Consider the following 18418-nt stretch of genomic DNA (forward strand, 5'->3'; position numbering starts at 1 on the left):
AGTGTCTCCCGCGTATTCGGATCCCGTATCGGAAAGTTTTTGGAGATTTTAGACTATAGTTCCCGACTGTTTATCCACAGATGTCGATTTTGAACGAGCGTTTCGAGAGAAAATCGCACTGCCAACTACCGTCGTCGAGGCCGGCGGAACGGGTGTCGCAGTCGGCCGGATATCACGAGGTCTGGGAGTAGCTCTCGACCCACTCCTGGAGCGTGATTCCCATGCTCGCCTGCGTGATGGCGTTCGAGGAGGCGGAGTTTGCACTCTTGACGAGTTCAGCCTCGAGCGTTCGTTTGGGAACCTCGCCCAGAAAGTGCGGGATCGCCCGCTGAACGGCGAGCGGACAGCCGACCTCGTGGGCGAGCGCGTAGCCCGAGATCGAGTGCGGGATCTCCTCGCTCACGTACCGCGGATCCGGCTCGTCGAGGCGTTCGGCGTCGACGTGATCCGGATACTCGTAGCACTTCCCCACGTCGTGGAGGAGACACGCCGCGACGATCGTGTCCTCGTCCGGGTCGGCGCCGTGGAACTCCCGCTGTTCGCGCGCGGCCTCGAGCGCGATGCGCGTGACGCCACGGACGTGTTCGACGTTCGTCGTCTCCTGGATGTTCCAGGCGTACGGAATGTCCTCGACGTGGCGCCAGCCGCCGCGCTCCAGGCCGAGGGTCCACGCCTCGACGACCCGCTCCCGAAGGTCGTCGCTGTCGATGTGCTCGAGTTCGGGAAACGCCTCGCGGATCTGCTGGTCGAAGTCGGTCATGCGATCACGCCTCGTCTTTGACGAGTCGTTCCCGCCCGATGAACCGGGGGCGTTCGTCGATCGCGAGGAAGTTGTCCACGTCCTCGCGCGCTTCTTTCGCCTTGCCTCGATCGGGATCGTAGTCGCGCGAGCCCTCGCTGCCGAGCACGTCGTACAGTTTCTCGATATCCTCGAAGTAGAGTTCGGCGACGCCGTCGAACTCGGCGTTCTCGGGATCGGTCGGAATGACCGTGTTGTACTTTACGACGCCGTCGATCTCACGGGCAATCGGCGTGTGCTCGGTCTGCCAGTAGTCGACGAACTCCTCGTGGCTCATTCCCTCCTGGCGGACGAGGAACGCCGAGTGCTTGTACAGGCCGTCGGTGTCGCTGTCGACCGTATCCTTCTGGACGATCTCCTCGCCGATGAACCGCGGTCGTTTCTCGATCGCGAGAAAGTTGTCCACGTCCTCGCGTGCCTCCTTCGCTTTCCCCTTCTCGGGATCGTAGTCTCGCGAGCCTTCGCTGCCGAGCGCGTCGTGAAGCGCCTCGAGATCTTCGAAGTACAGCTCCGCGAGCCCGTCGAACTCCGCGTGCTCGGGTTCGGTTGGCAACACCTGGTGGTACCGGACGACGCCGTCGATCTCGCGGGCGATCGGCGTGTGCTCGCTCTGCCAGTAGTCGACGAACTCCTCGTGGGTCATCCCCTCCTGGCGAACCAGCAGGGCGATGTGCTTGTACATCACACGCAATTTTTGCGTGCGATATAATAAATTATGAGGACGATTCGATCGGCGCCCGTTGGTGGCTCGAGGCTGCGCTCCCGAATCGATCCGCCGGATCTCGAGCGGGAAAGCGGTCGGGCCTCCGAAATTGAACCGCTTCCGTAGACGAGTCAGTAGCGAACCTGTCCTCGGTACTGCTTCACCACCCTCCGAAATGGGTTCGACTGATCCTTAGAAGTCGACCGTCTCGAGGATTCCGTCCTGAATGCGGACTGCCTGCGGGAGGTAGTAGTCCTCGAGCGCGTGCAGCGGCATCGGCGTGTCGAAGCCGGCGATGCGCTTGATCGGCGCCTTCTGATAGCAGACTGCGCGCTCCTGGATCGTCGTGGCGATCTCCGCGCCCAGCCCGGCGGTCTTCGGCGCCTCGTGGACGACTGCGGCCCGGCCGGTCTTTCTAAAGGAGTCGACGATCGTCTCGACGTCCAGCGGTGACAGCGTCCGCAGGTCGACGACTTCGGCCTCGACGCCGTACTCCTCGGCGACGTTCTCCGCGGCGATGAGCGTCGGGCGGGTCATCGCTCCCCACGTGTACACCGAGATATCCTCTCCCTCCCGTCTGATCGCGGCGTCGGCCAGCGGCACCTCGTAGCTCCCCGTCGGGACGTCCTCGCGGAACGCGCGATACAGCAGTTTCGGCTCGAGGAAGACGACGGGGTCCGGATCCCGAACGGACGCGATGAGGAGTCCCTTCGCGTCGGCGGGCGTACTCGGACAGACGACCTTGAGTCCGGGTTCGTGAACGAAGAAGGCCTCCTTGGACTCCGAGTGGTGTTCCGGAGCGCGGATGCCACCGCCGTAGGGGGCACGGATCACGATCGGCGCCGAGTACTTCCCGTGGCTCCGACTCCGTAACCGGGAGGCGTGACTGACGATCTGATCGAACGCGGGGTAGGCAAAGCCCATGAACTGGATCTCCGCGACCGGCCGCATCCCGGACAGCGCCAGTCCGATCGCCGTTCCGACGATGCCCGACTCCGCGAGCGGCGTGTCGACGACTCGATCACCGCCGAACTCCTCGTAGAGCGCCTCGGTTGCGCGGAAGACGCCGCCGTTCTCGCCGACGTCCTCGCCCAGCACGACGACGTTCTCGTCTGCCGTCATCTCGGTGTAGAGCGCGTCCTGGACCGCCTCGACGAGGGTCAGGCTGTCCGTCCTCCGATCGGAGTCGGGCGTCGCCGCCGAACTCATTCTAACACCTCGGAGAACGCCTCCTCACCGTACTTTTCTCGAAGAGCGTTCAGTTCGTCCCGTTGCTCGCGAAGACGGTCCGGCAGCTCCTCGTAGACGTGTTCGAAGATGTGCGCCGGATCGGCTTCCGCCGCTTCGACGGTCGAAATCGCCTCGCTGATCTGAGAGTCGACGCGGTCGTCGATCTCGTCCTCGAGGGTCTCGTCGAGAACCCCCTCCCCGTACAGGAAGTTCCGGAGGCGGTCGACCGGGTCCTTCTGTCGCCACGCCTCGGCTTCGTCCTCCTCGCGATAGACGGACGGATCGTCTGCGGTCGTGTGGGCGCCGTAGCGGTACTGGACCGACTCGATGAGGGTCGGACGACGCTCGTCGTCGGTGGGGTTCTTCGCCTTGCTGAGCGCACAACGCGTGACCTCGTAGACTGCGAGCGGATCGAGCCCGTCGACGCGTACGCCTTCGATTCCGTACGCGGCGGCCTTCTGTGCGATCGTGTCGCTGGCCGTTTGCTGGTCTCGAGGGACGGAGATCGCCCACTGGTTGTTGTTGCAGACGAAGACCGCGGGGACGTCGAAGACGCCGGCGAAGTTCAGCCCCTCGTGGAAATCGCCCTCGGACGTCGCGCCGTCGCCGAAATGACACAGGACGGCCGTGTCGGCTCGGTCCTGGAGGTGATGTCCCCAGGCCATCCCCATCGCCTGGGGTACCTGCGTCGCGATCGGGATGTACTCCGGCAGGACGTTGACGTCGTCCGGGATCGCGTACCCGTCCCGGAGTCCACAGAGCGGTTTCAGGAGCGACGGGAGGCTCATGCCGTGAACGTACTTGGCCGCGTGCTCGCGATAGGTCGGGAACAGCCAGTCTTGCTCCTCGAGCGCGTAACTCGTTGCGACCTGTGATCCCTCCTGTCCGGTCATCGGGGCGTACGTCGCGATCCGTCCCTGCCGCTGGAGACTGATCGCACGCTGATCGAACTGGCGCGCGAGCACGAGATCCTCGTACATCGAGACCAGTTGCTCGTCGGAGAGCGACGGTGCCTCCGCGTTCGGCAGGAGGTTGCCGTCGTCGTCCAGGATCCGGATCGGTTCGTCGCGTTGCGTCGACTCGCTGCTTACGTGCGGGTCTGCTTCGTTTTGGGTGCTCATTGGTGGGTGGTGTATGAACGTCTCTCTACTCGCGGAACGACTCCGTAGCCGGTCTGGGGACCCCCGGGATCGCTGGAAACGAGTCCCGGAAGCGCTACCAGAGGGTGTGTCCGGTGGGAATACGTTTCCCGCTACGTACCGGAGCGAGAGCCGCCAGTGTAAAGCGAAGAGGACCGATCGAGCGACGGCTGGCATCGAACTGCCGGGATAGCTCGGTTACGGCGCGAACGTCCGGTGTACTGGCGGTCACCATATAAGTTACAATTGTCATTATAGTACTTAATAGTTCTGTGCTAGGTAGACACAACCACCCAACCGCGGAGGAAGACGATACATCGCCGACGAGCCGTCCACTCGAGGCGGGAACGTCCAAAACTGGACCGAAGCTGATCCGACGCGTTCAGTCAGCGGTGTCGACGGACGTCGACGGGACGTCACGCGCCGACCAGCGAAGGAAGAGCACGAAGGGGACGGCCGTCGCGAGCGTAACGAACACGATCGTCGACGTGTCCGGCGAGAACCCCGCCAGGCTCGACGCGTCGGAGTAGAACGCGAAGAGGAGGAACGTCGGGAACACCGTTCCGATCGCGTACCGCCACGGCGTGGCCAGGGGTCGCGAGAGCAGACCGGCACCGTTGCGGTACTCCTCGACGGCGTCCGGACCGAGTACCCAGGCCGTGTAGAACATGAAGCCGGTCAGTCCGAGCGTCAGCAGAAGGTCGACGAGGTGGTCCGCAAAGAGGGTAAAGACGTCCGCACTGAAGGCGTTCAGAGCCCCGGTGAGTGCGATCAGAACGAAAAGCCCTCGAGTGGCCGTCGATCGCTCGAGGTCGAACTCGTCGACGAGGAAGGAGACGGGGATCTCCAGCATACTGATCAGACTTGTGATGGCGGCGAGCAGGACGACCAGAAAGAAGGTTGCGCCGAGAAGTTGTCCCGCGGGGAGATTCGCGAACGCCCCGGCCATACCGACAAAGAGGGCGCCGGGACCGCCGGCCGTCGGTCCGGCGGCGAACGAGAAGAGGAGCGGGAACAGGACGAGTCCCGCGAGCACGCCGATCCCGAGGTTGAGCACGGCGATCGCCGACGCGTCCAGCGGGAGCGACCTGTCGTCGTCGATGTAGGAGGCGTACGTGATCATCGTTCCGCCACCGATCGAGAGCGTGAACAGCGCCTGCCCCGCGGCCGAGCCGAGTACCGTCAAAAAGTTATCCGCGAGATACTCCCCGTCGAAGCCGAGATAGAACTCGTACCCCTGTGCTGCGTTGGGCTGTTGTGCCGCCCAGACGGCCAACGCGACCAGCAAGAGGACGATACCGGGCATCATGAGCTTCGTCGTCGTCTCGATTCCCCGTCTCACGCCAGCCGTAACGATCAGCGCACTCGCACCGAGGACGATCAGTTGATAGACGAACGCGTCCGCTCCGTAGCTGATCGCTTCGAAGTGGGTACCGGGGTCCGCGAAGTACGCCCCCGTGAAGCTCTCGACGAAGTAGCGGAGGATCCAGCCACCGACGACGCTATAGAACGATAGCAGCACGACTGCCGTGACGACACACAGGACCCCGAGTGTCGTCCACGCGCGTGATCCTTTGAGAGATTTGAACGCACCGACGGGGTTTCGATTCGATCGTCGTCCGATGATAAACGCGGCCAGAAGCCCCGGAACGCCGACGCCGATAACGATGAGAAGGTAGACTAGCAGGAACGCACTTCCACCGTTCTCCGCAGTCATCCAGGGGAACCGCCAGATGTTCCCCAGTCCGACGGCGCTCCCAACCGCCGCCAGTATGAACCCGATGCGGCTGGCCCATGTTTCACGTGCCATGTTGTCCCACAGAACATACTCGGCAGCTATATATGTTCTCATTATTCTGAGATGATCGATAGAGAACGATCATCGAAAATCCCGATACTTGGCCGATACGCGGCTACTGAGTCGAGATCGGAGTGTGTAAGAGTAGCACTCGATTTGTCATAATCAAAACAAAACAGTATTCCGTGGTCGTTGGCATCTCGAGCCCAGCGTCGTCGAAAAGCGATGTGATCAGTCATCGTCCGACCACCTGATCGTAGCGCTTTTTTCGAGCGATGATACCTATCCGAGTAACTTGGACAAACGACCGACACCGACCGAAAGATTACAAATGTATGTTTGTATACCACACCGGTAGTACTGTCAGGATATCACTCGTCTCCCGCTGCTCCGCCGGTCGGTCATCGTGGTCTTCACTCGTCAAATCGGCTGCTATCGGAGGCGCACGCACTGTTCAGCCGCTGTAATCAGTCCCTGCAAGGGTCGTCGACGACCGAATTGGTTCCGTTCTGTACCCAGGCAAACGGTATTCCTATCCAATTTACGTGGATACCGACGATACGTGCTGGCCGCTCTCGAGACGGTGGAATCGACACAGAAGATCGGTATCAGCACCCTACAGCCCTGAAACGGTGGTGCACGCGACAGACACGTGGTCGGAGAACGAAGAAGAGTCCAAGTAGTTCGGACGTGGAGTGGGGCGTCTCGTACTCCGATCTCTGTAAACCGAAGTCGAGCCGTCGTGACGTTTCACGCCGCAGATCGACGAGATTCAGTCTGGAACCGAGGCGGCCGACGGAATCGTCGCTAGCTGTACCTGAGATTGATCTGAATCTCGTCGATCGCTGCGAGGAGTTTGTCAGGTAGTTCGTTTCGAAGGTACGCACCTTTCACCCGGTTTGCCGGCCCGGAGATACTGATCCCGCCGATCGGCGTCCCGTCTTCGTCCCGGATCGGAGCACCGACTGCGTTCAGCCCCTCGATCGACTCCTCGATATTGAACGCGTACCCCCGTTCTCGAGTCGCCTCGAGTTCCTCGAGCAGTTCGTCCTCGTCGGTGATCGTGTGTTCGGTCATCTCCAGCAGCCCCTGGCGGTCGATGATCGCCTCGAGTTCGTCTGCGTCGAGGTAGGCCAGTATCGCTTTCCCGACGGCGAGTTGGTGGAGATAGCGTCGTTGTCCGACGCGGGCGGACGTCCGCAGCGGACTGTCGCCGAACGCCTTGTACAGGTGAATGCTGAAGTCACCCTCCTTCGCGACGAGCCAAACCTTCTCGCCGGTCTCCTCGGCCAATCGATCGACCTGCCGTCGCCCGACGTCGAAAAACGGGACGCGAGTGCGGGCGCTGATTCCGAAGTCGAGCAGTCGAAGGCTGAGATAGAACGTTCCGTCCTCCCTGAACAGGAAATCGTTGTCCTCGAGTGTGAGCAGGTGGCGATGGACGGTACTCCGCGCGAGGTCCGACCCCGCGGCGAGTTCGTCGAGCGTCTGGCCGGGACGGTCCTTCAGCTGCTCGAGGAGGCGGATAGACGACTCGGTCGTCGTCACCGGACGATTCGATCGGGGGGTGTCGTCCATGGTTCTCTATCGATCGACCTGCGATTTAGGTGTTGTTCTATCAATTTGTACACGGGTTTGCCGCCGTCTCATCGGTCCGAACTGGAACGCCGGGAGGGGACTCGAGGTTCGTTTCGTGGCCGGGAGCCTCATCGTTGGAACGGTAGACGATGAGAAACTCGAAGCAGTCGAAGCCGCTCACGATTCAGTAGTTGAGAGTTACACCGTTAGTCGTACTGCAGGGGGACAGTTGCACGAATAGCAACAATAGCTACCTCGTGATCGGCGTCGAAACTGTGTCTCGAGCGTGGGTGTCTTCGTCGTCGACACGAACGTGACCTGAACGGTCGGTACTTTGCTCTGTTATCGATCCAGGATCACTCGTATCAGGGCAAAATGGCGCTTTCACAGGTTTTGCTGCAATGTCACCAGATACATGCTCTGTAGTTTTCCGTATCTAGATACTGCCTTCCCCTCCGAACGTCGGTTCAGCGAAGCAGGTTCTCGATGTTTCGATACCGGATATTCGCCCACGCATCGAGATCGAGGTCAAACCGTTCGAACATGGCAAAGTGTGGAACCTGCTGTCCGGGAAAGAGGTAGTCACTCCCGAACACGATTTGGTCGTGGTGAGACTCGAGAAACGCCTGTCCGTACTCCTGGTCGCGGGTAAGCGCGTTCCATCCACCCAGCGTGGAAACGTCGCCGTAGATGTTGTCGTACCTCGCGAGCAACTCCCAGATGCGGCCGGGTGCTTCGATCGGCCCCTCCGGGATGCGGCCGAGATCCCCTGGCGCGACGTCCGCGGCCATGTGGGCCCACCATCCGTGGGCGTGCGCGATGAAGTCGACCTCCGGATACGAGGCTAGCACGCTCTCGAGTCGCGGGAGGCCGACCTCATCCCGCATCGACTGCTGGTCGGTATGAAAGAGGATCGGCAACTCGTAGGTGGCACAGAGTTCGTATAGCGGCTCGAGGCGCACGTCGTCGACGGCCATCTCGATTTTTAGTTCGCCGAATCCGCGAGCGCCGCGGTCGATGTAGTGCTCGAGGAGGTCACCGGCAGCGTCTTCTCCGTCGACTTCTCGCGGATCGACCGAGCAGAAGGGAACGAGTCGGTCGGGATACGCTTGGACCTCGTCGAGCACCCACGAGCTCGGTGCCTGGACCGGATAGCTCTCGGGATAATCGAACGGGAGGACGACTGCACGATCGATGCCGTTGTCGTCCATCCAGTCGACGAGTTCGTCGGTCGAAAGCGGGTCTCGCCCCCGTGCTTCCGTCGGAATGATGTGCGTGTGAGCGTCGAACAGCGGGAGGTCGTCGATGGACTCTATTTCGTCTTCGTTGGCCTCCGTGTCCTCTTCGTCGGTCTCCGTATCCTCTTCATCGGCTTCCGTGTCCTCTTCGTCGGTCTCTGTGTCACTCTCGGTTGTCGCCGGGTCGTCAGGCGTTTCATCGACCGGTTCCGAGGTTTCAGATTCCATCGTTGATCCCTCGGAACCGGTCGATGTGCATCCAGCGGTGGTTGCGGAGAGACCGACGCCTGTTATTGTGAGATATCGCCGCCGCGTCGCGGTCAATTCTGAGCACAGGGAGTCGCCAGCGTCCGATTCGGCTGGCTCGGAGTCACAGGAGGATGAATCGTCGGGGGATGAGGACGAACGAGGCATGCCTCGTAGCTCCACAGAGCGGTGTAAATTAGTAACGTGTGTAGTCAAATCTTAACTCGCACGGATCACAGCTTAACTCATACGGATCACAGCGTTCGAGCCCCGTAACAAATGATGGGAAAGCAGCACCGTCGTCTGCCTTTTGTGCGGTACCGTTGACCCACGAGCCCACGCTGACGATGTAGTAGCCACTGAACGTCAGTGCACACCCGATCGCACGACGGGAGCGCGGTTCGGAACGTGCGCGGTTCGGAACGAAGTGAGTGAGAACCGCGAAACGCGAACGGGGAGGAACGACCCGTGAGCGAAGTGAGTGAGAACCGCGGAACGCGAACGGGTGTGGAAACCGTTTCAGTTGTTATTATAGGCGTTATATAAGGCTCATATACGATTTGCCCCGTCAGCAGAGCAATTTGCGACGATCCGAGAAACGACGAGGACAGACGACGATGCTGTCTATGAATAGTATAGACGTCGGAGGAGCAACGGTCCCCCTTCCGTCCCGCGGTTGATTTCCACACACCTGTTCCCGCAGCGGCTCAGCACCGTGATTCGGCAATCGCTCAGTACCGAGGTCGGTTCATCCAGGACGCTCGCGACGAGCTCCAAAAGTCAACGGTGTCGTTCTGAACCGTATTCCACCACCTCCGCGGCGAAACGCTTTCATTGTCGGTTCTCCTCACTTTACGCATGTCCACAAGTAGTACGACCCCCGACGTGGACCAGATCTGCGCGTTCTGCGAATCGCAAATCTTCGAACACGACCCCGTCTGTGTGCGCGACTGCACCGTCGACTGCGGCTCACCCGTCTACTTCTGTAACTACGCTTGTCTGGTGGAGTACGTTGACGAGAACGATCTGACTACGGGTGACGCCTGCGAGTGGTCACCCTGAGTTCAGCCGCTGTCAAATCCGTGCCTGGAACATTCGGAGCTGTCTGTACGGAGTGAAGAGAGGCTCGAGGGTTTCTCAATGCCTTTGTGTATCGAACGGTCAGGTACAGTATGAAGATTACTTCCGATCCTAAGCGAAGGACGTTTATCCGAGCCGCAGCCGGGACGCTCGTCGTCGGAGCGGCAGGGTGCACCGCGCTGGACGACGATCCAGACGTTTCCGAGCGGGACGAGCTGGATATCGAATCGCTTCAGCAAACCGTTGCTGAAGAAACGGACTCCGAGGAGGGGACGGTCGCGTTAGGGATCGGGTTTGCCGAGGACCACCTTCCGACGACGAGTGAACTCTACGAACCGAACCCGGAGGCATCGGTTAGCGACACCGAGAGCTACGAGACGAGCGATCTGTCCGACGTGGACCTCGTCGACGACTCGGCGGAACTCCCCACCGTCGACGGTGGCGAAATCCCGCTGTATACGATCGAACTGGAACCGGGCGAGGCCCGGACGATGGCGATCGCAGTGCGAAGCGACGAGGAACTGACGTTCGGTGCCGCTCCCCCCGAGGGACAGCCGTACGGACCGGATTCGGGGCTCGTTTTGAACTGCTACTGCATAGACGAGATGTGGAACGTTCCGGCGGAGGGGACGTGGGCCCGCGTGATCGAGGTCGGCTTGGAGGCGGACGTCGACGACACCGAGCCTGGCGTTGCAGTGTATGGCGTCTTCGACGAGGAATAACGGATTCCCTGCGGGTGCGAATAGACGGACACGCCACGAGATTTGCTCGGCGACGATCCGTCCCGGGTCCGCGCTCGTTCGTCGCCGGCGCACGACCGGAGCGCTATTTTTTGTGATTTCGGCCCCGAAGTAGCATAGAACCCGTCGATGAGAGAACACACGATGCAACGAAGCGACTCCAGAATCGCCCGGCACGTATCGAGACGAACCGTTCTGGCTGCGGCGACCGCCGTCGGCGTCGGGACCGTCGCGGGGTGTCTCGACGAGACGGACGAGGCCGAAGAGGAAAATCGGGGTGGCGATGACGGCAACGAAAACGGCGACGACGAAGAAATGAGAGCACTCGCCGCGGAGATGGTCGAAGCCATCGACGACGACCTCTCGGTCACTGACTGGGAACTAAACGGTATGTTCGTCCCGGAGTACGTCGATAGCCGTGGTGTGGAGGACGACGTCCCCATCCTTGGAGACGCCTACGCCGAAATCGTCGACCAGGGGTTCGACCGTCGAGCGATGCCGACCGCTCTCGACGACGACGGGGATGTGGAGTTCATGGTCTTTCTCGAGACCGAGTGGGCCAACGCGTTCCTCGACGGCGACTGGTCAGAAGAGGAGTACTACGCGGAGATCGAAGACTCCGAACACTAACACGGGCCAGTTCGTTCCACGTCGCTTTACTACCAGGACTCGGCAGTTCGCATCGGAACGAGTCCACGGTGTCTCCACTTCGAGCGGAGTGCCGAACTCTCCCGTCGGATTCAAAGAGTCTGAGAGGGTGGCTCACACCCACGTTCCACGACCGAAATTACAGAGATCGTCACCTCAAGGTGTCAGGAGTTTACCGCTCATCGAGCCGACGTCGTTTCGGTCCTTCCCGAATCGATCGACCGAGCACGACAGTGACACGAACAGCACAAGCTTCCGTTTCCACTTCTGGCCGACGAATCGAAGGTGACGAGCGAGCAGTACGATCAGCCCGTTCGGTTCGGCGCTGTCGGATCGTTCCACGACGTGGTCGGACGGATGCCCGAAGCGATCCTCATCGACGCGGCCGGCGAGCAGCCAACGATCGAATACGTCCACCGCGGAAAACTGCCGGCTGATCGTCCAACCGTCGACGACCTTCTCGGCCAAATCGACGAACTCGCGGCCTCTCACGTGGAACAGTAACTGCCCCGTATCCACGGTAAACGGTCGCAAAACCGTCCGGTCGTGCACGAACAGTGCATCACCAGTAAACGGATATGTGACTCTGCGAGCGAAGAGATGCGTATGACTCACGCCCCGGAACGATTCTACGATCTGCCGCCGAGCGCGAAACTCGTACTGAAAGTCCTCCAGGTCGAGGGCGCGATGACCCAGGGACGGATCGCGACCGAAACTCGGCTGAGCAAGCGAACGGTTCGGTACGCACTCGAAAATCTTCGCGATGCTGACGTGGTTCACAAACGCGTCTGCTTTCGTGACGCGAGGAAGTCGATCTATTCGATCCACGATTCGATCGCCTCGGACGGGTTGCCGGCCACTGGCGACTGACTTTCCTCGGCGTAACCTGGTAACGAGGACGTTCGCGAGTCTTTATAGGTTACCAAGTGTTAGCTAGTACTGTAAGGTAACTACAGGAGCGTACCCTCATGTCTGCAGACCCCACCCCATCAGACCGAACCCCGGTAAACGAGCGGTCGTCGATCGGCGTCGATGCAGTCTCACTCGAGCGGTATTCAGCCGTCCAAACGGACGATTCACAGCTGATCGTCTACGACGAACGGATCGAAGACGCCTGGATCCAGTCGGACGACTGGATCGACGCCCTCCTCGTGGCGTGACGACTCCCACACCAGGGGTCGTGGGCTTTCTCCGTGATTTTCATACCTCGGTTGTAGTTCCTGCTCAGTCGTCGTCTGCCGCCGAGTGAACACTCGCCTGGGACCGTAACTCGGCTGCCATTCCGGGAACGTCCTGGGGATCGACCGCCCCGTGGCGCTCGAGTTCCGCGAGCGACTTCGGGAACTCGCGGAGGCTCTTGTGCAGTGCGATCCCCGCTTTCGCACCCTGTCCCATCGCGACTGGAATCTGGTTGTGGTCGGGCGTCAGATCGCCGACGGCGAACAGTCCTTCGACGGACGTTCGTCCGTGATCGTCGACGACGACCGACCCGTCGTCCGCGAGTTCCGCGCCGAGGGACGCCGCCAGGTCGTTGTTGTACTCAGAGCCGTACATCGCGAAGCCACCCGTGTACTCGCGAACGGCGCCGTCCTCGAACTCCAGCGCCTCGAGCCAGCCGTCCCCACCGTTTCGGACGCCGGTGACGTCTTCGTGGACGACGTCGACCGGGTGGTTTTCGAGCAGTATGTCCGTTTCCTCGCTCCAGTCGGGATCGGCGCCCCGCAACAGGAGGTCGACGTCGTCGGTGAAGTTGAGCATGAGCATCGCAACGGTTGCGGCGCTGTCGCCGTGGCCCATCACGTACACCGGTTCGTCGACGAACACGTACGCGTCGCAGTGGAGGCAGTAATGCAATCCGCGTCCGGTCCGGGGCAGCGGTGGGTCGGGTCGACCGTCGGAGAACCCGGTCGCGAGAACGACCCGTTCGGCGAACACCGTTCCCTCGGTCGTCTCCAGTTCGAACGAACCGTCGCATCGATCGATAGCGGTGACGAACTCCCTGCGATAGTCCGCACCGTACGATCGGATCTGCTCGACGGCCGTCTCGAGGAACTCGTTTCCGGACACCGATTCGGGAACGCCGATGACGTTGTGCGTCTCCGTCATCATCGCAGCGCGGCCGCCACCGCGGTCGAAAACCGCGGTTTCGTGCCCGAGTCGCGCCGCGTACAGTGCCGCTGTCAAGCCTGCCGGACCGCCGCCGACGATGGCGACTTCGTAGTGCGTCTCCGTGGTATCAGTGGACGTCGTCATATGTGGTTACCTCTCGTAACCCAGTTACTCTTGGTTGGTTATAAGCACGAGCCAACCGCCTCGTAACGCGGTTACCGGCCGGTAACCTGAGCCGAGTACGACGAGAACGGCACGAATTAGAGAGCGGACGGCAGTCACCCTTCGTAACTAGATTACAATACGTAACTATATGCCGATTCGGCACTAGTACGAGATCATGGACGAGCCAACAGAGCAACTCGAAGTGTGGTGTGCGGGGGAAGACTGGTGTCCCATCACGTCCACCGCGACGTTGATCGGCAAGAAGTGGCACACCGTCGTTCTCCACCGATTGCTCGCCAACGGGCCGCTCGGGTTCAACGCGCTGAAAGAGGAAGTCGGAGGGATTTCGAGCAAAGTCCTCTCGGACGTCCTCGAGGACCTCGAGGCGAAACGACTGGTCGACAGGGAGATCGTCAGCGAAAAACCGGTTCGCGTCGAGTACTCGCTGACCGAACTCGGCGAATCGCTCGAGTCTGTTATTCAGGAGATGGCCGCCTGGGGAGAAGAACACCTGATGCCCGCAGCGGACGAGAGTCGCTCGATCACGTGAGAGCGCATCGAGCCCGTGCCGGCGCTTCGTTTCCGAACGATCGACGACACCCAGTACCACGTGCATCTCTGGGACGACGTCGACGAAGCTGACGAGTGATCGTATTCTCTCTGCAACTGGGTCGACAGAGAGTGTGAGAGACGACGTTGTCGCGAATCACAGCGTGCTCGTCGTTCAGATCGAACCGTCTGCGGGGTATCTCCCGTTTAACAAAGCCCCCCTGGGTCGTCCGTCGATCTGCCAATGTCTCGCGTGGACTCGGAGGTCTCGAGCGCGCATCTGCTTGCTCTTATTTGCCTCATCGGGGCTACTATTCTGATCGTAACGTGGATGATAATCCCAGGAATGACCCCTTCCGGCGGGGATTCCGTGCCAGAGGACGACGAGTACACGGCCAATTTCGAGGAGAGTGACGACGAGTCTGTAACGGATAGAGACGGTGAAACGACAGATCAATCTGAGTCGGCGGAGGAGGGGCCAGACTCGGAGAGCGACGATCCTCCCGAGCGAGATGGCAGTGAGTCGGCGGACGAGCCTGGCCGAGACGATTACGGGTCGGGTGACGATGACCCGACGAACGCCGATGGCGATCGCGGTCCACCGGATGACGCCGGGCCACCGGACGATGCTGGCCCGCCGGACGATGCTGGTCCTCCATGACGAGCCGATCGGTGCTCCGTCACTCAGCTGATAGGGCTTGGCGAAGCACGAACCCGGACGGCAGTTCGCAGGACGGACACGTCCGCCTGTCGAACGGAAATCAGTCCTGCTAGTGTCACCACAAAAAGTGTACCGAGAACCGGACGCAACGGGTCGAAGTACGTCGTGAGTGCGACGAACAGAGTGAGTAGGAAGACGGTACAGGTCGGACAGCGGACGCCGCGGGTACTGGTTCGACCAGCTACAGGCCTGGTGGAGCGCGCTACTCTCGAGTCTGATCCTCGGCGCCTGGAGTCCGTCGTCGCAAGACCCCTCGCTGCTCCGCACCTTCTGCGAGTTTCGCCCCAAATCCGAACCCGAACAAGAAGAAGAGCCCGAGAAAGAGGTGAACCGGACTGTCGAACGGCCCAGCAACGGCTTCCAGGTACGTCACCAACGCAATATACGCGAGAAACCCACCAGCGACGAAATTATCGAATCGGACGCCCGTGAGCAGTGAGAACACTGCACCGAAGAGGGCGTACAACCCAACGAGAAAGAACATCGCGACCGGTTCCCCGCTGTGGGTCCCGATCCAGTCGATTATCCATCCCCACAACGGCCGTCCGGGCTCGAAGAGGAGATACGTGACAACGAGTGCGAATATGCCACTCGCCGCCATTTCTCTGAAACGGGGGTACATCGGTGCTGGTTACAATAGTTCTCCAGTTGTCATAAATGCCGATGGCGTCCGGGGCGTCGTTGTTCAGCGCGACCGAGTACGTGTCGTCCCTTCTGCTATTCGTCGTCAGGATTCGAGCGTCCCTCATGACCGTCTAACTGGGGTTCGTCGACGTCGATATCGTACGCGTCGATCGCGTCCCTCCAGAACTCCCGAAACCCCCTCTCTTCGAGCCGCTGGACGTTGCTCTCGCCCGCCTCGACCCGCTCGAGTCGCGCATCGACGGTTTCGAGCAGTCGATCGGCGTCTTCTCCCTCGACGACGCCTGACTTGATCGCCTCCATGACCGCCTCCTTCTCGCTTTCGAGAACGCGCCGCTCGCCGGCGAGTTCGGCTCGACGCCGGACCGACGGATAGCGCTCGAGGAGCTGGGAGATCGCCGTCTCGAGGCGGCGTTTCTCCCAGCCGTACGTTTCGCAAAATTCGACGTAGAGATCGGTCGGGAGGTCCTCGGTTCGGTGGAGTCGACTCGCGCTCTCGAGCGCCGCGTCGACCCCGCAGAGGCGGGCCGTCAGGAGTCGATAGACCGCGTCGGCCGGCGGTCGACGGCCGATCCCGAGGCGCTCGAGCAGCGGGGCGATCGTGAGTCCCTGGACGAGGAGGCTGAACGCCGCGACGCCGAAGACCAGGACGCGGAGCTCTTCTCGGAGTGCGATCGGGAGATCGGCTGGCAACCCCAGGACGAGCGCGATCGGGATCGACGCGTGCAATCCGCTCCACCCGACCACGTGTTGGGATGACCGCGAGAGCGGGTCGGCGAGCCACCGATTGGCCACCGTCACGAGCGGATACACGACGACGAACCGGGAGAGCACGACGAGGACGAACGCGACCAGCACGAGTCCGGCGTTGTCGACGAAGGCGTCGATCGGGGTCTCGAGGCCGATGAGGACGAACAGGAGCGTATTGAGCAGGAACGCGACGGCGCCCCACGTCGTGGCGACCGTGATCCGCGTCTGCGGATCGAGTGCTTCGGTCTCTCCCCGATCCCCGATGAGCAGTCCGGCGACGACGGCGGCGATGGCGCCGCTCGCGCCCAGCGCGTCCGCGAGAAAGTACGAGCCGTAGGCCAGGACGACGGTGAGCGTGACGCCGAGCATCGCGTCGTCGGCGACGACCATCGTCCGATAGACGAGGTAGCCGGCAACGACACCGACCAGAAAGCCGCCGAGGCTCGCTCCCAGGAGTTCGAATCCGATACTCCAGGCCAGGTCCGCAGCGGAAGCGAACTCCGCCGGGGAGATCCCGCGCTGGAAGGCTTCGGCGACGACCGCGAGGATCGTCGTGAAGACGGCGACGCCCACGCCGTCGTTGAGCAGGCTCTCGCTCTCGACGACGGTCGAGAGCTGTTTCGGCGCGCCGACGTCTTCGAACACCGCCACCACCGAGACCGCGTCCGTCGGCATGATCATCGCCGCGAACAGCAACGAGTAGCCGAACGCGTACCGACCGAGCACGCCGAGAACGAGAATCGAGAGCACGAGTCCGGGGCCGGCGAGCAACACCACCGGAAGGAGGTTTTCCCGCAGGCGCTGCAGGTCGACGTTCGCGCCGCCCTGGAACAGCAATGCCGGGAGTACGACGAGCAAAATGATCTCCTCAGTGAGACCGATCGTGTGAGGGATTCCGATCACAGAGGCACCGAAGCCGACGAGCAGCAACGCGATCGTGTACGGGATGTTCGCGATCCTCGAGAGGGCGACGCCGACCGTGGTCGCGACCAGCAGGACGACGACGAGTTCGACGAGCACGGTCTCGAGGACGCTCATCACGGGCAGTATTCCACGAGGCCAGTTAATGGTACCACGGGGGTGCTCGAGAAATACTGCTCGCCGCAGTCCTCGCGAGCGGAGACGTCTACCTGTCGTCCGGAGTCGAGTACACCGGCTCGAGTGACGATGGGACGGCCGGGGTAATACGAGTCGAGCGCGTCTCGATCCGAATCGTGAGCTACCGCCGGCGATCCCCAGTGCGAGAACTGTCGGTACTGCTAACGGTGGCGCGATCGTACGTCGGCGCGATGAACGTCCACGAGGCCGTCGACGTCGGAACGATCGCGCTCAGCGGGGTCCTCCTTCGGGACGAGAAATTCTTCGCACGAAGCCTCGAGTCGCCCCCGCTCGTCGAAGTCGCGGCCGAGACGACTGCAGCCGTCGACGGCCTCGATCTGACTCGCGCCGGCCGACACGACGTGACCGTCGAAACCCCGGTCGGAGAATTCGATGCTGCGTACATGCCCTGGCAGTGGCACGGACCGGAGTACCCGACACTCGTCTATCACCACGGCAGCGGCGAACGACCGTTCGATTTCGGGCGATTCGGTTCGAACTCGTTCCAGCGGTTGTTCGCCGCGAGCGATCAGAGCGTACCGGCGAATCTCGTCGTCGTCCGGGCGCCCTTCCACGACGGCTCGAACAGGGAGTACGCTCGAGCGATGGGCCAATCTCGAGAACTTCGTCGGGATGCTGGCCGCCTCAGCCGCGCTGATCGAGGCGCTCGCAAAACGCACGCGAGAGCGAACCGAGGCCCCCGTCGTCGCGTCGGGAATCAGCCTGGGGGGCTGGGCGATCAACCTCCACCGCGCCTGTTTCGGCGCGGTCGATCGCTACGTCCCGATCTTCGCCGGCGCCGCGCTCGGCGAACTGTTCGTCTCTTCCGTCTACCGAAAGCTGGCCGGCGAACCGGCTCGCCGGCGACCGGAGCGTCTGCGGGCGGTCCTCGACTTCGAGGAGGCGTTCCGGGCCATCGGCGCGGACGACTGCGAACCGCTGCTCGCGCGGTACGACCGGATCATCGAGTTCGACCGACAGCGTCCCAGCTACGACGGGCTGCCGGTCGCGGTCTTGAACAAGGGCCACGTAACGGGTGCACTCGCGACGACGGCGCTCCGCGAACACGTCGTCCGCGTCCTCACCGACGCCGAGACGACCGTGCCGGACCGTTGATATCCTCCACACGGCTAAAGCCGCGGGCTTTCTCCTGATATCTCTGTAACCGTCGCCGATCCCGGGATC

At 61.7% G+C, this 18418-nt stretch carries 19 protein-coding genes; 9 read left to right on the forward strand and 10 right to left on the reverse strand.

What is annotated here, in order from left to right:
- Positions 1–172 precede the first annotated feature (172 nt).
- The 7 genes from CV102_RS14330 to CV102_RS14360 all read right to left on the reverse strand — a co-directional run bounded on the left by CV102_RS14330 (position 173) and on the right by CV102_RS14360 (position 8713).
- Positions 173–760, reverse strand: a complete 588-nt coding sequence (locus CV102_RS14330; RefSeq protein WP_148858691.1) for an HD domain-containing protein — start codon at positions 758–760, stop codon at positions 173–175.
- Positions 761–764: 4 nt separating this feature from the next.
- A complete protein-coding gene (locus tag CV102_RS14335; protein ID WP_148858692.1) occupies positions 765–1481 on the reverse strand; it encodes an EthD domain-containing protein in 717 nt (238 codons plus the stop codon).
- Between the two features lie 213 nt (positions 1482–1694).
- Positions 1695–2711 (reverse strand): alpha-ketoacid dehydrogenase subunit beta, encoded by a 1017-nt coding sequence (locus CV102_RS14340; protein WP_148858693.1) that lies wholly within the window; start codon positions 2709–2711, stop codon positions 1695–1697.
- Positions 2708–3853, reverse strand: coding sequence for a pyruvate dehydrogenase (acetyl-transferring) E1 component subunit alpha (pdhA, locus tag CV102_RS14345; RefSeq protein ID WP_148858694.1), 1146 nt, complete (start codon positions 3851–3853; stop codon positions 2708–2710). The genes CV102_RS14340 and pdhA overlap by 4 nt, the downstream gene beginning before the upstream one ends.
- A 400-nt stretch (positions 3854–4253) precedes the next feature.
- On the reverse strand, positions 4254–5681 hold the full coding sequence (locus tag CV102_RS14350) for a sodium-dependent transporter (protein ID WP_148858695.1): 1428 nt from the start codon (positions 5679–5681) through the stop codon (positions 4254–4256).
- Positions 5682–6476: 795 nt separating this feature from the next.
- Positions 6477–7247 carry an IclR family transcriptional regulator gene (locus tag CV102_RS14355; protein ID WP_148858696.1) on the reverse strand — a complete coding sequence of 257 codons (771 nt, stop codon included), beginning with the start codon at positions 7245–7247 and terminating at the stop codon, positions 6477–6479.
- Between the two features lie 467 nt (positions 7248–7714).
- The gene (locus tag CV102_RS14360) at positions 7715–8713 is read right to left on the reverse strand and encodes an amidohydrolase family protein (protein ID WP_187432981.1); all 999 of its coding nucleotides are present in this window, start codon (positions 8711–8713) and stop codon (positions 7715–7717) included.
- 876 nt (positions 8714–9589) lie between these two features.
- Here CV102_RS14360 and CV102_RS14365 point away from each other — a divergent pair.
- The 6 genes from CV102_RS14365 to CV102_RS14390 all read left to right on the forward strand — a co-directional run bounded on the left by CV102_RS14365 (position 9590) and on the right by CV102_RS14390 (position 12359).
- On the forward strand, positions 9590–9793 hold the full coding sequence (locus tag CV102_RS14365) for a hypothetical protein (RefSeq protein ID WP_148858697.1): 204 nt from the start codon (positions 9590–9592) through the stop codon (positions 9791–9793).
- A 110-nt stretch (positions 9794–9903) separates the two neighbouring features.
- The gene (locus CV102_RS14370; protein WP_148858698.1) at positions 9904–10533 is read left to right on the forward strand and encodes a hypothetical protein; all 630 of its coding nucleotides are present in this window, start codon (positions 9904–9906) and stop codon (positions 10531–10533) included.
- Between the two features lie 162 nt (positions 10534–10695).
- Positions 10696–11181, forward strand: a complete 486-nt coding sequence (locus CV102_RS14375; RefSeq protein ID WP_233710696.1) for a hypothetical protein — start codon at positions 10696–10698, stop codon at positions 11179–11181.
- A gap of 303 nt (positions 11182–11484) precedes the next feature.
- A complete protein-coding gene (locus CV102_RS14380) occupies positions 11485–11703 on the forward strand; it encodes a hypothetical protein (RefSeq protein ID WP_148858699.1) in 219 nt (72 codons plus the stop codon).
- Positions 11704–11805: 102 nt separating this feature from the next.
- Positions 11806–12069 carry a MarR family transcriptional regulator gene (locus tag CV102_RS14385; protein ID WP_148858700.1) on the forward strand — a complete coding sequence of 88 codons (264 nt, stop codon included), beginning with the start codon at positions 11806–11808 and terminating at the stop codon, positions 12067–12069.
- Positions 12070–12167: 98 nt separating this feature from the next.
- Positions 12168–12359 carry a hypothetical protein gene (locus CV102_RS14390; protein WP_148858701.1) on the forward strand — a complete coding sequence of 64 codons (192 nt, stop codon included), beginning with the start codon at positions 12168–12170 and terminating at the stop codon, positions 12357–12359.
- Between the two features lie 64 nt (positions 12360–12423).
- Here the strand turns inward: CV102_RS14390 and CV102_RS14395 are convergent, their stop codons facing one another.
- Entirely contained in the window at positions 12424–13452 is a 1029-nt protein-coding gene (locus tag CV102_RS14395) for an NAD(P)/FAD-dependent oxidoreductase (RefSeq protein WP_148858702.1), read from the reverse strand.
- Between the two features lie 196 nt (positions 13453–13648).
- On the opposite strand from CV102_RS14395, the gene CV102_RS14400 reads away from it, so the two are divergent.
- Both CV102_RS14400 and CV102_RS26025 read left to right on the forward strand, forming a co-directional pair.
- Positions 13649–14023: a winged helix-turn-helix transcriptional regulator gene (locus CV102_RS14400; RefSeq protein WP_148858703.1), complete on the forward strand. Its 375-nt coding sequence runs from the start codon at positions 13649–13651 to the stop codon at positions 14021–14023.
- A 517-nt stretch (positions 14024–14540) separates the two neighbouring features.
- The gene (locus tag CV102_RS26025; RefSeq protein WP_187432982.1) at positions 14541–14714 is read left to right on the forward strand and encodes a hypothetical protein; all 174 of its coding nucleotides are present in this window, start codon (positions 14541–14543) and stop codon (positions 14712–14714) included.
- 231 nt (positions 14715–14945) lie between these two features.
- Here CV102_RS26025 and CV102_RS26030 read toward each other — a convergent pair whose 3' ends face one another.
- Entirely contained in the window at positions 14946–15344 is a 399-nt protein-coding gene (locus CV102_RS26030; protein ID WP_187432983.1) for an MFS transporter, read from the reverse strand.
- A 116-nt stretch (positions 15345–15460) separates the two neighbouring features.
- On the reverse strand, positions 15461–17173 hold the full coding sequence (locus CV102_RS14415) for a cation:proton antiporter (RefSeq protein ID WP_148858705.1): 1713 nt from the start codon (positions 17171–17173) through the stop codon (positions 15461–15463).
- Positions 17174–17866: 693 nt separating this feature from the next.
- Here CV102_RS14415 and CV102_RS27145 point away from each other — a divergent pair.
- Positions 17867–18349, forward strand: a complete 483-nt coding sequence (locus CV102_RS27145; protein ID WP_306438846.1) for a hypothetical protein — start codon at positions 17867–17869, stop codon at positions 18347–18349.
- The last annotated feature ends 69 nt before the right edge of the window (positions 18350–18418 follow it).

The organism is Natronococcus pandeyae (assembly GCF_008122205.1).
GTDB lineage: Archaea > Halobacteriota > Halobacteria > Halobacteriales > Natrialbaceae > Natronococcus > Natronococcus pandeyae.

What these genes read in the sequence shown, in the direction of transcription:
- CV102_RS14330 (WP_148858691.1), bottom strand. Translation starts at nt 760, where the DNA reads ATGACCGACTTCGACCAGCAGATCCGCGAGGCGTTTCCCGAACTCGAG.
- CV102_RS14335 (WP_148858692.1), bottom strand. Translation starts at nt 1,481, where the DNA reads ATGTACAAGCACATCGCCCTGCTGGTTCGCCAGGAGGGGATGACCCAC.
- CV102_RS14340 (WP_148858693.1), bottom strand. Translation starts at nt 2,711, where the DNA reads ATGAGTTCGGCGGCGACGCCCGACTCCGATCGGAGGACGGACAGCCTG.
- pdhA (WP_148858694.1), bottom strand. Translation starts at nt 3,853, where the DNA reads ATGAGCACCCAAAACGAAGCAGACCCGCACGTAAGCAGCGAGTCGACG.
- CV102_RS14350 (WP_148858695.1), bottom strand. Translation starts at nt 5,681, where the DNA reads ATGGCACGTGAAACATGGGCCAGCCGCATCGGGTTCATACTGGCGGCG.
- CV102_RS14355 (WP_148858696.1), bottom strand. Translation starts at nt 7,247, where the DNA reads ATGGACGACACCCCCCGATCGAATCGTCCGGTGACGACGACCGAGTCG.
- CV102_RS14360 (WP_187432981.1), bottom strand. Translation starts at nt 8,713, where the DNA reads ATGGAATCTGAAACCTCGGAACCGGTCGATGAAACGCCTGACGACCCG.
- CV102_RS14365 (WP_148858697.1), top strand. Translation starts at nt 9,590, where the DNA reads ATGTCCACAAGTAGTACGACCCCCGACGTGGACCAGATCTGCGCGTTC.
- CV102_RS14370 (WP_148858698.1), top strand. Translation starts at nt 9,904, where the DNA reads ATGAAGATTACTTCCGATCCTAAGCGAAGGACGTTTATCCGAGCCGCA.
- CV102_RS14375 (WP_233710696.1), top strand. Translation starts at nt 10,696, where the DNA reads ATGCAACGAAGCGACTCCAGAATCGCCCGGCACGTATCGAGACGAACC.
- CV102_RS14385 (WP_148858700.1), top strand. Translation starts at nt 11,806, where the DNA reads ATGACTCACGCCCCGGAACGATTCTACGATCTGCCGCCGAGCGCGAAA.
- CV102_RS14390 (WP_148858701.1), top strand. Translation starts at nt 12,168, where the DNA reads ATGTCTGCAGACCCCACCCCATCAGACCGAACCCCGGTAAACGAGCGG.
- CV102_RS14395 (WP_148858702.1), bottom strand. Translation starts at nt 13,452, where the DNA reads ATGACGACGTCCACTGATACCACGGAGACGCACTACGAAGTCGCCATC.
- CV102_RS14400 (WP_148858703.1), top strand. Translation starts at nt 13,649, where the DNA reads ATGGACGAGCCAACAGAGCAACTCGAAGTGTGGTGTGCGGGGGAAGAC.
- CV102_RS26030 (WP_187432983.1), bottom strand. Translation starts at nt 15,344, where the DNA reads ATGGCGGCGAGTGGCATATTCGCACTCGTTGTCACGTATCTCCTCTTC.
- CV102_RS14415 (WP_148858705.1), bottom strand. Translation starts at nt 17,173, where the DNA reads ATGAGCGTCCTCGAGACCGTGCTCGTCGAACTCGTCGTCGTCCTGCTG.
- CV102_RS27145 (WP_306438846.1), top strand. Translation starts at nt 17,867, where the DNA reads ATGCTGGCCGCCTCAGCCGCGCTGATCGAGGCGCTCGCAAAACGCACG.